Raw genomic sequence first — 13,914 nt, 5'->3', positions numbered from 1 at the left:
GGGCCTTTGCCGATCCAGTCTGGTTTCGGCTGCCACTGGCGGGAGCGTTTTCCGACGATGGCTCGCATGGTGTTCGCCATCGCCCCGGTTAGAATGTTTAGCATGACAAACGAACAGGAACAGGACTTCGGTAATCTGATTTCTGCCGGACACATTGACCACGATGTGTTTCGAGCGATCGCGGACTGCACCTACGACTGGGAAAGCTGGCACGCGCCGGATGGAAAACTGGTGTGGGTCAACGCAGCGGTCGAACGAATGACGGGCTGCTCGCCGGCTGAGTGCCTGAAAATGCCGGACTACCCGCTGCCGCTGGTGGCGGTTGAAGATCGCGAAAAAGTGGCGGCCGTCATGGCCGATGCCAAAGAGGGGGGCAGTGGCAACGATGTCGAATTTCGCGGGCAGCATCGCGATGGTAGTGAACGTTGGATGGCGGTTTCCTGGCAACCCATGTCGGATCTTTCACACCGGCATCTGGGGTTTCGCGCCAGTGTGCGAGATGTGACGGAACGCCACCAGCTGCGCGAAGAACTTCGCATGCACAATCAGCACCTGGAGCAGCTTGTTCAGGAACGCACGGCCAAGATCGCTCAACTGGAAGAGCACCGCCTTCGAATGGAAAAGTTAGCCGCGCTGGGGCAGATGGCGGCCGGAGTCGCTCATGAGGTCAACAACCCGCTGGCCGGTATTCGAAATGCGTTCGCGTTGTTCAAGAGCAGCCTGCCTGAAGACGATGAGAACTACGAATTGCTGGAACTGATCGACAGTGAAATCGATCGCATCAGCGCCATCACGCATCAGATGTACCAGCTTTATCGCCCCAGCCAGCAGCAGGCCACGACGTTCGATTTGGAACGCACGATCGCAGGCGTTGTCGCGTTGTTGCAGCCGCAGGCAACAAAATCCAAAGTGCAAATCGACGTGATCACCGGGCAGTGCCAGCCTGCGGAACAGCTGGAAGCCACTCAAGTGGAACTACGCGAAGGCGAAGTTAAACAGATCCTGTTTAATATCGTTCGCAACGCCATTCAGGCATCGCCGCGGTCGGGCGTTGTCAAAATCGAGTTTACTTTGTCGAACCTCCAGGCCACGATCTCCGTCACAGACCAGGGCGCAGGAGTCACGGCTGATGTGGCCAAGCGGTTGTTCGAGCCTTTCTTCACGACAAAAAGCGACACGACTCGCCAGGGCATGGGGCTGGGCCTGTCTGTATCGCGTAGTTTGGCCGAAGCAATGAACGGCGCGATTGATGTCGATCACAAGTTTACAAACGGGGCCTGTTTTAAAGTCACACTGCCGCGCCGGTTAAAGCAGGTATGATTTCGCTATGAAACGAATTTTGATCGCGGACGATGAACCGCTGTATCTGCGGACGACCGGGCAACTGCTTCGAAAGGCAGGCTACGAATGCGAATGCGTTCCTGACGCCGATTCGGCTTTGGATCTGCTGCAGCAGAAGCCCTTCGATTTGATTTTGTCCGACCTCAACATGCCGGGCAATCTGAAGCTGGAACTTCTACAAAAAGGACGTTCGCAGTGGCCACACATTCCTCTGATTGTCATCACGGGCGTGCCCTCGTTGCCGACGGCAATTGAAGCCGTTCGCCTGGGCATCGCAGACTACCTGTTGAAGCCAGTAAAGTTTGAGGACCTGCTGACGAGTGTTCGCCGAGTCCTGGCGCAGCCAGACGACACACACGCAGACGAGGCGGCGTCACAATCCGATCGGGAATCGTTGTGCGCGGAGTTCCCGGAAATCATCGGCCGCAGCGAACCGATGCTGGAAGTGCTGGAAATCGTTGACCGGGTCGCTCGAACAGATACGAACGTGTTGCTAACCGGCGAAAGCGGCACAGGCAAAGAGGTTGTTGCGAAAGCCATTCACCAACACAGTCGTCGGCGAGACCACAAGTTTCAGATTATCGACTGCACAGCGATACCGGAGTCCTTGTTCGAATCGATGGTCTTCGGTCATGCAAAAGGCTCGTTCACCGGAGCGGTCAAGGATCAGGACGGCTTGCTGCTGCAGTGTGATCGCGGCACGGCGTTCTTTGACGAACTGGGAGAACTGCCCATGGCGTCTCAGGCCAAACTGTTGCGAGCTGTGCAGGAACAGACCTTCACGCCGGTCGGGAAGAGTCAGCCGATCCAGGTCGATACGCGGTACATTTGTGCAACGAACCGGGACCTGGCCGTCGAAGTCAACGCGGGGCGTTTTCGCCGCGACCTGTTCTATCGTTTGGGTGTCATCCATGTAGAACTGCCGCCGCTGCGCGAACGCGGTGACGATATTCTGCTGCTGGCTCGACACTTTCTTGAGATGTTGCAGCCCGGCGACTTTCGCGTGGTCGGGTTTTCTGGCGACGTGCTTGAACTGTTTCGACAGTATGGTTGGCCGGGTAACATTCGCGAACTGCGAAACGTAGTAGAACGCGCCGTGGCGCTGGCTCGGTCACAAACGATTGAATTGGGCGATTTGCCGAAGGGTATCCGTGAACTGCCGGCGTCGTATTCGAAGACTGACGTGGCATTGACCGAAATTTCACGCGAAGAAGCGTTGGACGCCGCCGATCATAGCTATCTCACGGCGTTGCTAAACAAGCACGGTGGCAACATTTCCCAAGCCGCTCAGAAGGCCGGTTTATCTCGTCAGGGAATGCACAAGCTGTTGAATAAGCACGGAATTGCAGCATCTGAGTTCCGTAACTGATCTAGCAATATCGCCTTCTCTCAGACGCGGCCGAACCGTGGCTGGCCTTGCCAAACCATGGGCAACGAACGCTCGGTGACGTGTTGGCAGTGTCAGCTACGGTAGACAGGTGTCGCCTGCCGTTTGCGCTAAACCGCTGCGTTCCATCTTTGACGCTGTGGCGATTCCATTCCCCCGCGAGTCTTCTGGCCTTGTTGTGACGGCCCCTGCATAGGCGATCGCCTGGCTTTCAGACGCGTTTACCTCAGCGTTTGAGCGGGCGTTGTCTTACCGTTGCGGCTTTGGCCCACCACTTGCATTACGCATTCAACAGAAGCAAAGGATGAAACACAACAGGGACGACATGCGTTTTTGAGAGGAAGAACATCATGCCAGCCAGCCCTGCCCTGCCACGTCGGAGTCAGAAGTATAGCGACGGCCATCAGCCTCGTCGCGGACGCGTTTCGAATGAACGCAAACGTCTCCAGAAGCATCGCGCGCACGATATCGGATTCCTATCCGGTTCGATGATTGAAGTCAGCGGTGACGAAGAAATGGCATTCGTCGCCAGGTCTGTCGTCGCGACCGCGCTCTTGGGAATGGTTCCGCTCATCACATTTCTGGCGCTGTATTACCTCAGTCGTTAATCATTCGCCGCTAACAAGTTTTCGAATGAGGAGTCACCATGGCTCGACGAAAAATTGTCATCACCAGAGACGATCTGCAACATCTGCAGTATGTGCTCAACACCGACGTTACGTCTGGGATTAGTGAAAAGCCGTATCTGCGAGCGCTGCGTGGTGAACTCGACAAGGCCAGCGTAGTTGCTTCGGACAAGGTGCCGCCAAGTGTCGTCACGATGAATTCGACCGTCCGGCTCCGGCACATGAAAGATCGCGAAGAAGACGTCTATACGCTGGTTTACCCGAACGATGCTGATATTTCGGCACGTCGACTGTCTGTTTTAGCGCCAATCGGGACCGCAATTTTAGGGAATCGCGTCGGGGATTCGGTAAAATGGGAAGTTCCCAGCGGAACCATCCGCGTTCGTATTGAAGAACTTTTGTACCAACCAGAATGCGATGGTATGCTGGTATGACGAGATAGGTCCGGTGGGCGACCAGTCTTCCGGACAGTTTCCTTTTCTTCGTTTCAGATTGGAAAGCATGATGGAAATTTCAGTGACCACTCCCCGCCGAACTCGGAGTACGTTTCGAGAATCCGTCGCAGATCGATTAGCACAGGCATTAGCCCGGTTTGAAAATCGAATTTCCGAAGTGAGCGTGACTCTCTCCGATACCAATGGTCCTCGTGGCGGCGTTGACAAGGAATGTCGAGTCAACGTTGTGATGCCCGGCTTTGATGTCCTGACAACGTCGGCTCGTCACGAAAACGTTTGGGGGGCCGTCGCAAAAGCAACCGAACGCGCTCGAAGAATTGTGCTGACAAAACTCAAACGACCGCTGGCAATGCGAGCGGAACGGCGCGACGCCGTGATACCGGAAATGGAGTTGTCGGAAGCTGAAAGCACCGCCTGAACGAGAAGTTCGGGATTGAATAAGTTGATGGCTGTTCCTGCGGGAAGCCATCAGTCGGAAGCCGACGCCAGTGAGACCCGGTAAACGGACTCGCTGGCGTCGTTTCATTTAAGCACCGCAGTTACGGGCGATCGCGCTGTTGCTGTTCCTGCAGAAGGCGGGTGAGTTCTGCGACTCGCTTCGGCTGCGTGGCCGCCAGATTTGTGGTTTCGTTGGGATCGTTCTCCAGATCGAACAACTCGCGCGACGGACCGTCGTTGTCGGCAATGAGTTTCCATGATCCATGACGCAGCGCCGAACGTTCACGTATCTTCCAATACAGAGTGCGCGGCTCCGGTGTGGACTTCCCGAGTAGCATCGGCCACAGATCCTTGCCGGACGTCTTCCACTTTTCGTCGGCCGGTTTGCCGGTCAACTGGCAGAAGGTCGGAAACCAGTCGGTGATACACACCGGGGCGTCGCTTGTCTTGCCAGCTGGTATCTCGCCGGGCCAGTTCACGCAGCAGGGTACACGGATGCCACCTTCGTACAGTTCGGTTTTCCAGCCACGCAACGGCAGGTTGTTACCCAGCGTTGTGTGAGCTTCATAGCGGCCTTCGTATTGATTGGCGGGAGCACTCCAGGCTCGTTGGCCGCCGTTGTCAGATGTGAACACGATTAACGTGTTGGAACGTTGTCCGGATTCATCAATCGCGGCGACAATCCGTCCGATGGCTGCGTCCATATGAGTGATGCTGGCGGCATTCAGCTTACGCCAGGGATCATCGATCTTGCCGTCGTACGAGGCCGTCCACTCATCGGGTTCGGATAACGGGTAGTGCGGCACGCTGAACGCCACGTATAGAAAGTAGGGCTTGTCGTGTGGCGAGCGAATGACGCGTATGGCTTCGTTCGCAATCAGGTCGGTGGCGTGTCCTTCTTCGTCGATCAACTTGTCATTGCGGTGCCACGTGCGATTGCCAAATTTGTACAGATGCGTGTACGGATCGATCTGTCCGCGAAAGTATCCGTACGACGTGTCGAATCCGAAAAGCAGCGGACGATATTTGGGTGGACTGCCGATGTGCCACTTTCCAGCGATGTGAGTTGTATAGCCGCGGTCACGCAGGGCTAAAGGAAGCGTGACGGTATCGGGCGGAAGCCGTCCGTCGTCCGCCAACGGAGTCAACACGCCGAATCGACTGGGCTCACGTCCCGTCAGCAGGGCGACGCGTGTGGGCGAACACGTCGGCCACACATAGTGTTGTGATAGCCGAACGCCTCCGGCCGCAAGTTGATCGATGTTGGGCGTGACCGTGTCAGATTCGTGAAAACCAACGTCAGCCCAACCTAAGTCGTCTGCCAACAGGAAGACAACGTTCGGCGGCGGCGGTGAATCCTGAGCAGGGCACATCGTGCCGACCAGAGCTGTCAGAATGAGAACACACGTGACACGCATGAATTTGTTTCCTGTGGTTGGATTTGCGTTGAAGTACGATCCAGCGAAAAAACAAAGAGCGCATGAATGTACTCAATCGCGCCGAAGATATCTCGATAGCCTTTGACCATTCTTGCAGGCACGATGTCAGTTCGCACTGCACGCGGGTGACTGATACTTCATCACACTGATTCTGCAGTCCACAGAGGTCAGCTTCCGGATCGAAGACCGGTCTGTATTCCACACTCAGCGTAGACGCGGCGTGTCGCTGCCCCGAACGTCATTCCCGAGGATCCTTCACACCTGTTCAGCTGAAACTTGCGAGCGGTATGTCGATGACCAATCAGCCAAACTCCGCGTTCAGAATTCTAGATGCCTTGTTTGATGCCGTTTAAGTACTGTTCCAGCATTGTGTAACCGTCCTTGCCAAATTTGTTTCGGTCCTCCGAATTGTTTGCGTCAAGGCCGTGCGTTTTTTCCCATTCATCGGGCATTCCGTCATGGTCAGTGTCAGTCGGGGCGGGGGCAGGGCCAGCGCATACTAAGTTGTTTTGCCGGTAAGGATTTGCATCAAATAGTCAATGTTCCATCCGGCCATTCTTCTTTTCATGACGTTGCTTTGTTTGCCAGGATGTTTCTTGATGAGGCTGAGTGTGATTCGTCTGAGCCATGACAAATTGTTCGCGAAGATTCGGTTTCGGACTCGACTCTCATCCTCGCGGTAGGTCATGTCGAGACTCCAGTGCAGCGTGTTTTCTATGGCCCAGTGACCACGAACCGTTGTTGCGAACAGCTCGCCTTTGCGACGCAGACTGCTGATGTAGTAGCGAACGTCAGAATGATGAATGCCGTCCTGCTCGTACATTCGGATCGCCGTTCCGATGGTCTTGAGTCCGGCCCATTTGTGGCCCACGTCAAAATCGACAGGCACGGTCGCCTGATAGTAGATTCTCTGTTCCTGCCGACCGTGTCCCTTCTCTGTTTCTTCATAGCGACTGACGGGACAGCGAGCGAAGTCATCCTCCAGGTGATCGAGAAAAAACTTCTGCACGACCTCATAGAGTTTCGGTTGGTTGCCTTTCAGGGCTAACACATAGTCTGCATTGCCAGACACGATCTGCTGCGCAATGTTTTTTTGACAACCCGCTGCGTCAATCGTAATGATCGCCTCATCGATATTGATTTCGTTCAGTAATTTCGGGATCGCGGTGATCTCGTTCGACTTCTCTTCCGTCGCCACCTGTCCCAGAGAAATCCCCTGATCAGAAGCCCACGCACTCACGATGAACAACGCACCCAGCCCATTCTTTTTGTCATGTGATCGACGGAGTGCTTTGCCATCAATCGCAATCTGTTTTCTGTAGCCTTCTTTCTGTTCGTCGGAAAGTCCTTCCAGCGATTCAATCCATTGCACGAAGCACGCTTGAAAGTCGTTCGGCTTCAGGAGAGAAAGGACGCGCCGGTACGTATCTTTTTTCGGAATGCCATGCGGAAGTGCCAGGTGTTTCTGCAGGCCATCGGCATTCAGTCGCGCCCATTCCGCAATCGCACTGGGGCCGTCGGCGTTGGCCAGCACTCCGCAAATGGCGATCACAATCACATCACCAAGCAGATGCAGACGATTGATGTTGGAACGCGGGTCTTTCAATTGATCAAAGTAATGAACAATGTTTCCTGTCAGCTCCTGGGTGACCGCCAGTTCAACTGTCGACATCTCTTGTCCTCTCCTCGTGAAGTCCGATGTTACGACACGAAAAGACTAACCAATACTCACTTGTCGCGCCAGCCTAAATTGCCCAAAGTGCGCGCTGGCCCTGGGGCGGGGGTGCTGTTCAGTTCCGGCCAGCCACCAACATCTTGCTGCGAATCGATGATGCCGGTGATCTTTGACTGGTCGGCAACTCGCTTCCTTGTTTTATAGACTCCTTCATGGGTGGCTGTGCCGCTGCGAACTTCTTCGACGATGCGTGTATCGACGGCATCTCGTTTGGGTAAAGTTGCTCCGGCATTGGCGAGGACCGACTGATATGCTTCTTCCGCTGTTTGGTGGTTGATCGGCATAGCATCCCAGGGTTTATCCAGCTTGATGAAGCTGTCGCCGCGCACGCCACTCCAATTGTCGGCTGTGACGGAAGGACTCCCCTCAATGACATTCCCGGCAACATACCAGCTACCTTTGTCATCCGCTCCGCGGGCCGACGGTTCTGCAAGGATGGCGACTTTGCCCGGATCAGTTGCGGGGCCCGGTTTGTAGTAATTGGCAACCATGTTGATGGTGGAGAAATTGAACTTGTCGCTTCCTTTTTGTTGAGCTTCCCCGCCATAACAACTTACATAACCCCAGTTGTAGAGCACGTTGTTTCGATAGTCCGTGTGGCCGCAACCGGAGGCGAAACGTGGGTTGCGGCCCGAGTGATGGGCGATGAGGTTGTGGTGGTAGGTGCTGTTGTTAGAGCCCCAGATGCCTCCGAAGCCATGTTGGCTTTTCGTGTGATTCGAATTGAACATGCTTTCGGTAATCATGCACCACTGCACGGTGACGTTTTCGCAGTGGTAAATGGACATCACCTCGTCGACGTTCCAACTGGCCGCCACATGATCCAGGATCAGGTTCTTCACGTATCTGGATGAGATAGCGTCAGCATCTTTGCCGGATTCATCGCCGAACCGGACTCGAATGTACCGAATGATCACTTCATCGGCACCAATTGTGAGCGGATACCCTCTCAGGCAAATGCCATCTCCGGGGGCCGTTTGACCGGCGATGGTGATGTTTGGCTTCTTAATGCTGAGGTCGCTGTTCAGATTGATCGTACCCGAAACTCGAAACACGACCGTTCGCGGGCCTTCCGCATCAACTGCGGCCCGCAAGCTGCCTTCGCCGGAATCATTCAGGTTCGTGACTTCGAACACCTTCCCACCGCGACCGCCAACTGTGTGTTTGCCGTATCCTTCCGCAGTGGGAAACGCCAACGGGGTTTGGGCGAAACAAATAGCGGGACATAACAACACAGCGATCAGGCACACCGTTTTGCAATAGGCACTGTTCATCGTTCTTTTCCGTTGATGTTTGTGAAATGGAAATTCGACCGCGTTTATGACGAGGCGACGAATTTAATGACGAAGTCCACGGTCGACTTGGCTGAGTGCAGTCATGTCCGGCGCGTGAAATTCTCCTCGCAGCCACCTATTGACGAATCGCCCTGCTCACCAATCCGCCGATTAGGATAACGCAGCCGTCTTCATCAAGTGTACTGAACACGAAGCAGTAAACGCCTTTTGTCTGTCCGCTGGTGCTGCAGTGAACCTCGCGAGCTTTGGCCACTGAAAATTTAACGTCCCTGCCGGAATGCATGTCTCACCGGGTTCGCCATGAAACGGTCGGGAATGTCATCACACACGCGACCTGTCGATTTCCGGCATGGTGGCTGAAGGTGGATTAGCATGCCAGCACCAACGGGCTTAAACTTACCTTGGGCAGTTTTCGCGGGTTATGTTCTTTCCAGTTGATTGAAGTACGCATGAAATGTCGCAGCACGAAAGTTGGTGCTCAAATTGCCGTTCGGTGGCCGGTGCTTTGCGGTGTCCTGTTGTTTTTGCCAACGCTGTTGGCCGACGATTCCGATCGTGTCGTTTCCTTCAACCGCGATGTTAGACCGATTCTTTCGGACAAGTGCATGTTCTGTCATGGTCCCGACGAGGCGACTCGGGAGGCTGGTTTAAGGCTGGATGACGAACAGCAAACTCACGGCAGAATTGTCGTTCCCGGAAAACCCGGTCGAAGCGAACTGATTGCTCGAATTACGTCGGCGGACGAAAACGAAATCATGCCGCCGGCTGATAGCGGTCGTTCGCTGTCGAAAAAGCAGATCGGAATTCTGCGTCAGTGGATCAAGCAGGGGGGGACTTACGAAAAGCACTGGTCGTTTATCGCGCCGGTGCGAAGTGAGCTTGCACAGGTCAAAATTTCCCACGGCACGGTGAATGCAATCGACGCGTTCGTCTTTTCTCGTTTGGAAAGCGAAGGACTGCAGCCATCAAAGCGGGCGAACAAGCACACGCTTCTTCGCCGCGTGTCGCTCGACCTGACTGGACTGCCGCCAACGGTTGAGGAGTTAGACGCATTTCTCGCCGATGAATCGGAGCTCGCTTACGAGCGAGTTGTCGACCGTTTGTTGAGTTCGCCTCGCTACGGTGAGCACATGGCTCGGTACTGGTTGGATGCGGCCAGGTACGCCGACACCAACGGCTTTTTTGTTGATTCCGAACGGTCAATGTGGCCGTGGCGAGATTGGGTGATCAACGCCTTCAACAGCAACATGCCCTTCGATCAGTTTACGATCGACCAGCTGGCGGGCGACCTAGTTCCGAACTCGACGTTGGCCCAGAAGATTGCCAGCGGCTTTAACCGTAATCACATGACGACTCGTGAGACCGGCGCGATTGACGAAGAGTACCGCGTGGAATACGTCGTCGATCGTGTGCACACCACCGCGACAACCTGGCTGGGGCTGACGGCGGCGTGCGCGCGTTGTCATGACCACAAGTTTGATCCGATTTCGCAGAAGGAATTCTTCCAGCTGTTTGCGTTTTTCAATCACGTTCCGGAAAACGGCGTGAGTCGGCAGAGTGGAAACGCGAACCCCGTGCTGCAGCTTTCTTCGCCTGAGCTGCAGCAGCAACTGGACGCGATGAAGCAGAAGGTTTCCGAGATCGATGCCAGGGTTGCGGCGATTGAACCAAAGCTGTCGGCCACTCAATCGAAGTGGGAGCAAGTTTCGCGGACTCATCCACTGACCCTGCCAACTCAAGGCTTGCGAGCTCACTTTTCACTCAACGGTAACACGGCCAATGATGGATCCGCCGCGTCGAAGGCCAGGGCAGTTGGAAACGTCGAGTTCGAGGAGGGGTTTCTTGGTCAGGCTGCAAAGTTTGACGGCGATGCCGTGCTGGAATTTGGCGAGCCATTAGATCTGGACTGCGACTCAGCGTTTTCGTTTGGAGGCTGGATCAAGCCGATGACGTCGGGGCCTGCCTGTGTTCTCTCCAAAAACGACGACGTCAACTCATTGCGCGGGTTCGACGTGATGGTCCTGAAGAGCAAGCTGGCAGTCCACTTGATTCATGAGTGGAACAGCAATGCAATTCGAGTCACAACGAAAAATAAGCTTGATAGTTCGAAATGGCAGCAGATTTTCGTCACTTATGATGGCTCTTCATCCGCGGCCGGCGTCAAGGTTTATGTCGACGGTGTCTTGCAGGAATTGCAGGTCGTCTACGACAGATTGTCTGGTTCGATTCAGACCGATCAGCCTTTGCGCATCGGCCGGCGCAGCACCAGCGCTGCGTTTGTCGGACTCATTGACGATGTGAGACTTTATGAGGGGGAGCTGACGGCACAGCAGGTTCGAAACTTGTTCACGTCGCAGTTAATTGGCGGTATCGTCAGCATTGCACCGGAAGAGCGGTCGGCGTATGAGCAAAAGAAGTTGCGAAAGCACTTTCTGGCGACACCCGAAGCTGCCGAGTTCCAGGAGGTCTACAAGCAGCAGTCGCATTTGCATGATCAGTACGACGAGTTAAAGGCATCCGCGCCCAGCATGATGGTGATGCAGGATGCTGAACAGCCGCGCGAAACCTTCGTGCTGGTTCGAGGCCAATATGATCAGCCGGGTGAAAAGGTTGATGCGGGTGTGCCTTCGTCGCTGCCACCGCTTCCTGACGCTGCACCTCGCAACCGGTTGGGTTTGGCACAGTGGCTGGTCGATTCGAAGAATCCGCTGACCGCTCGCGTGATTGTGAATCGCTATTGGCAGCAACTGTTCGGCACGGGGCTTGTCAAAACGACGGGTGATTTCGGTGCTCAGGGCGAATGGCCCAGTCATCCGGAATTGCTCGACTGGCTGGCCGTCGAATTTCGCGAAAGCGGCTGGGACACCAAGCACATTTTGAAGCTGATCGTGATGTCCGCGACTTATCAACAGGATTCACGCATCACGAAAAAGGGTATGGAGCGGGATCCGGAAAACCGATTGCTGGCTCGCGGCCCGAGGTTTCGTCTGGACGCCGAAGCCGTGCGGGACAATGCGCTGGCCATCAGTGGACTGCTCCGCAATCGAGCGGGCGGACCGAGCGTTAAGCCGTACCAACCAGCCGGTTTATGGGAAGCTGTTTCTTACGGTGGCGACCTGTCGTATCAACCGGACAATGGCGAAGGCTTGTACCGGCGAAGTCTGTACACCTATTGGAAGCGGCAGAGTCCACCACCGGCCTTATTGGCGTTCGACGCCCCGACTCGGGAAACGTGTACCGTGAATCGACCGCGGACCAACACGCCGCTGCAGGCTTTGGTGCTGATGAACGACGTGACCTATGTCGAAGCAGCTCGCGCGATGGCTCAGCGAATCATGGAGTTACCATCCGGAAACACGGCCGACCGAATCGAATTCGCATTCCGGCTGGCAACGGCGCGAACGCCTGTTGCTAAGGAAACGCAGGTTCTGCAGCGGATTTATGAACAGCAGCTTAAGCGATTTGAAAACAACCCTCAGGCGGCGTTGGATTTACTGTCGGCCGGTGAATCACAGCGAGACCCATCATTGGACACGGCTCATCACGCAGCGTGGACGACCGTCGCCAGCATGATTCTGAACCTGAACGAAACGATCACGAAGAACTGATGAACACATTCAACACCCTGACACGAAGGCAACTGTTTTCACGCGGTGCTTGCGGCATCGGTGCTGCTGCGCTGGGATCGCTTGCGAACGCTGATGCCACTGCGGCGGCCGGTCACACGAACGATCGTTCCGGCATTCTGCCGCCAGCGCATTTCCGAGCCAAAGCGAAACGCGTGATCTACCTGTTCATGCATGGCGGCCCTTCGCAGATGGAGATGTTCGATTACAAACCGGCTCTGCGGAAAATGCACGGTGTCGAAATTCCCGATTCCGTGCGTGGTCAGCAACGATTGACGGGGATGACGTCGAAGCAGGATTCGTTGCCGATCGCGTCGCCTCAGCAGTTTACGTTTCGGCAGCATGGAGAAAGCGGCGCGTGGGTTAGCGATTTAATGCCCCATCTGGCTCAGCGAGCGGACGACATCTGTTTCATCAAATCGATGCACACGGAAGCGATCAATCACGACCCGGCAGTCACGTACCTGCAAACCGGGCACCAGCAACCTGGCCGCCCCAGTCTTGGTGCGTGGTCCAGTTACGGGCTGGGCAGTGAGAATGCGAACCTGCCTGCGTTTGTTGTGCTGATTTCGGACGGGTCAGCTTCTCGCCCCACTGATCCCCTTTACGCTCGGCTGTGGGGGACCGGGTTCTTGCCGTCGAACCATCAGGGAGTCAACTTTCGCAAGAGCGGCGACCCGGTATTATATTTGTCCGATGCCAAAGGCATTGATTCCAGTTCGCGCCGTTTGATGTTGGACGGGTTAGCCAGCCTCAACCGCCAGCGTTTCGAAAGCGAAGGCGATCCGGAGATCCTGACTCGCATTGAGCAATACGAGATGGCGTATCGCATGCAAACGTCGGTTCCGGAACTGACCGATCTGTCGAATGAATCCGCTGACACACTCAGGATGTACGGCAGTGATGTGACAACCCCGGGAACTTACGCGGCCAATTGTTTGCTGGCTCGACGACTGGCGGAACGCGACGTGCGATTCATACAGCTTTATCATCGCGGCTGGGATCAGCACTACAACTTGCCGAGTGATATTCGCCTGCAATGTGGCGACATCGACCAGCCCACGGGCGCTTTGCTGACGGATCTTAAACAGCGAGGACTATTGAAGGACACGTTGATTGTGTGGGGCGGCGAATTCGGACGCACGGCCTACAGCCAGGGGAAATTATCGTCCACCGATTATGGCCGTGACCACCACGGACGTTGCTTTACGATGTGGATGGCGGGCGGAGGAATCAAGCCCGGTGTCAGCTACGGCGAGACGGACGACCTTTGCTACAACGTCGCCAGCAACCCGGTGCATGTCCACGACCTGAACGCCACAATCCTGCGCTGCATGGGCATCGACCACAAGAAACTGACGTTCCGATTTCAGGGGCGAGACTATCGCCTGACCGACGTGGAAGGAAACGTGGTCAAGGAGATTCTGGTTTAAAACCGATCGACCGGCGAACGTCGTGGTTCCAGCAGATCCCGAAACGGGCCGCGCGATTCAGCGGCTTTTGCATCATCCAGCCGTTCCACAATCGCCCTGCTCCACCCGTTTGCAGTTGGCAACTCGCGGCGCCTTCAAA

The 13,914-nt window shown here is 55.4% G+C and carries 11 protein-coding genes; 7 read left to right on the top strand and 4 right to left on the bottom strand.

Annotation, left to right across the window (positions count from 1 at the left end):
* Positions 1 to 102: 102 nt before the first annotated feature.
* The 5 genes from Fuma_RS19510 (at position 103) to Fuma_RS19490 (ending at position 4,227) form a co-directional block, all read left to right on the top strand.
* On the top strand, positions 103 to 1,320 hold the full coding sequence (locus tag Fuma_RS19510; RefSeq protein WP_077025595.1) for a two-component system sensor histidine kinase NtrB: 1,218 nt from the start codon (positions 103 to 105) through the stop codon (positions 1,318 to 1,320).
* A 7-nt stretch (positions 1,321 to 1,327) separates the two neighbouring features.
* Positions 1,328 to 2,710: a sigma-54-dependent transcriptional regulator gene (locus Fuma_RS19505; protein ID WP_077025594.1), complete on the top strand. Its 1,383-nt coding sequence runs from the start codon at positions 1,328 to 1,330 to the stop codon at positions 2,708 to 2,710.
* Between the two features lie 368 nt (positions 2,711 to 3,078).
* Positions 3,079 to 3,336 (top strand): hypothetical protein, encoded by a 258-nt coding sequence (locus Fuma_RS19500; protein WP_077025593.1) that lies wholly within the window; start codon positions 3,079 to 3,081, stop codon positions 3,334 to 3,336.
* Between the two features lie 38 nt (positions 3,337 to 3,374).
* Positions 3,375 to 3,788, top strand: coding sequence for a nucleoside diphosphate kinase regulator (rnk, locus tag Fuma_RS19495; protein WP_077025592.1), 414 nt, complete (start codon positions 3,375 to 3,377; stop codon positions 3,786 to 3,788).
* 82 nt (positions 3,789 to 3,870) lie between these two features.
* On the top strand, positions 3,871 to 4,227 hold the full coding sequence (locus Fuma_RS19490; RefSeq protein WP_145944260.1) for an HPF/RaiA family ribosome-associated protein: 357 nt from the start codon (positions 3,871 to 3,873) through the stop codon (positions 4,225 to 4,227).
* Positions 4,228 to 4,348: 121 nt separating this feature from the next.
* Here Fuma_RS19490 and Fuma_RS19485 read toward each other — a convergent pair whose 3' ends face one another.
* The 4 genes from Fuma_RS19485 to Fuma_RS19475 all read right to left on the bottom strand — a co-directional run bounded on the left by Fuma_RS19485 (position 4,349) and on the right by Fuma_RS19475 (position 8,695).
* Entirely contained in the window at positions 4,349 to 5,665 is a 1,317-nt protein-coding gene (locus tag Fuma_RS19485) for a sulfatase-like hydrolase/transferase (protein ID WP_077025590.1), read from the bottom strand.
* A gap of 347 nt (positions 5,666 to 6,012) precedes the next feature.
* Positions 6,013 to 6,138 (bottom strand): hypothetical protein, encoded by a 126-nt coding sequence (locus Fuma_RS36450; protein ID WP_257787777.1) that lies wholly within the window; start codon positions 6,136 to 6,138, stop codon positions 6,013 to 6,015.
* Positions 6,139 to 6,185: 47 nt separating this feature from the next.
* Positions 6,186 to 7,358 carry an ISAs1 family transposase gene (locus Fuma_RS19480; RefSeq protein WP_077025523.1) on the bottom strand — a complete coding sequence of 391 codons (1,173 nt, stop codon included), beginning with the start codon at positions 7,356 to 7,358 and terminating at the stop codon, positions 6,186 to 6,188.
* Between the two features lie 56 nt (positions 7,359 to 7,414).
* Positions 7,415 to 8,695 carry a pectate lyase family protein gene (locus Fuma_RS19475; RefSeq protein WP_218922211.1) on the bottom strand — a complete coding sequence of 427 codons (1,281 nt, stop codon included), beginning with the start codon at positions 8,693 to 8,695 and terminating at the stop codon, positions 7,415 to 7,417.
* 470 nt (positions 8,696 to 9,165) lie between these two features.
* Between Fuma_RS19475 and Fuma_RS19470 the strand changes: the two genes are divergently transcribed.
* Positions 9,166 to 12,324 (top strand): DUF1553 domain-containing protein, encoded by a 3,159-nt coding sequence (locus tag Fuma_RS19470; RefSeq protein WP_083732167.1) that lies wholly within the window; start codon positions 9,166 to 9,168, stop codon positions 12,322 to 12,324.
* Positions 12,324 to 13,775 (top strand): DUF1501 domain-containing protein, encoded by a 1,452-nt coding sequence (locus Fuma_RS19465; protein WP_145944259.1) that lies wholly within the window; start codon positions 12,324 to 12,326, stop codon positions 13,773 to 13,775. Before Fuma_RS19470 ends, Fuma_RS19465 begins: the two co-directional genes overlap by 1 nt.
* Positions 13,776 to 13,914: the final 139 nt, after the last annotated feature.

The organism is Fuerstiella marisgermanici (genome assembly GCF_001983935.1).
In the GTDB taxonomy this organism is placed as follows: Bacteria; Planctomycetota; Planctomycetia; order Planctomycetales; family Planctomycetaceae; genus Fuerstiella; species Fuerstiella marisgermanici.
The sequence above is the reverse complement of the archived record's forward strand: the minus strand, read 5'-3'. Positions and strand labels throughout refer to the sequence as shown.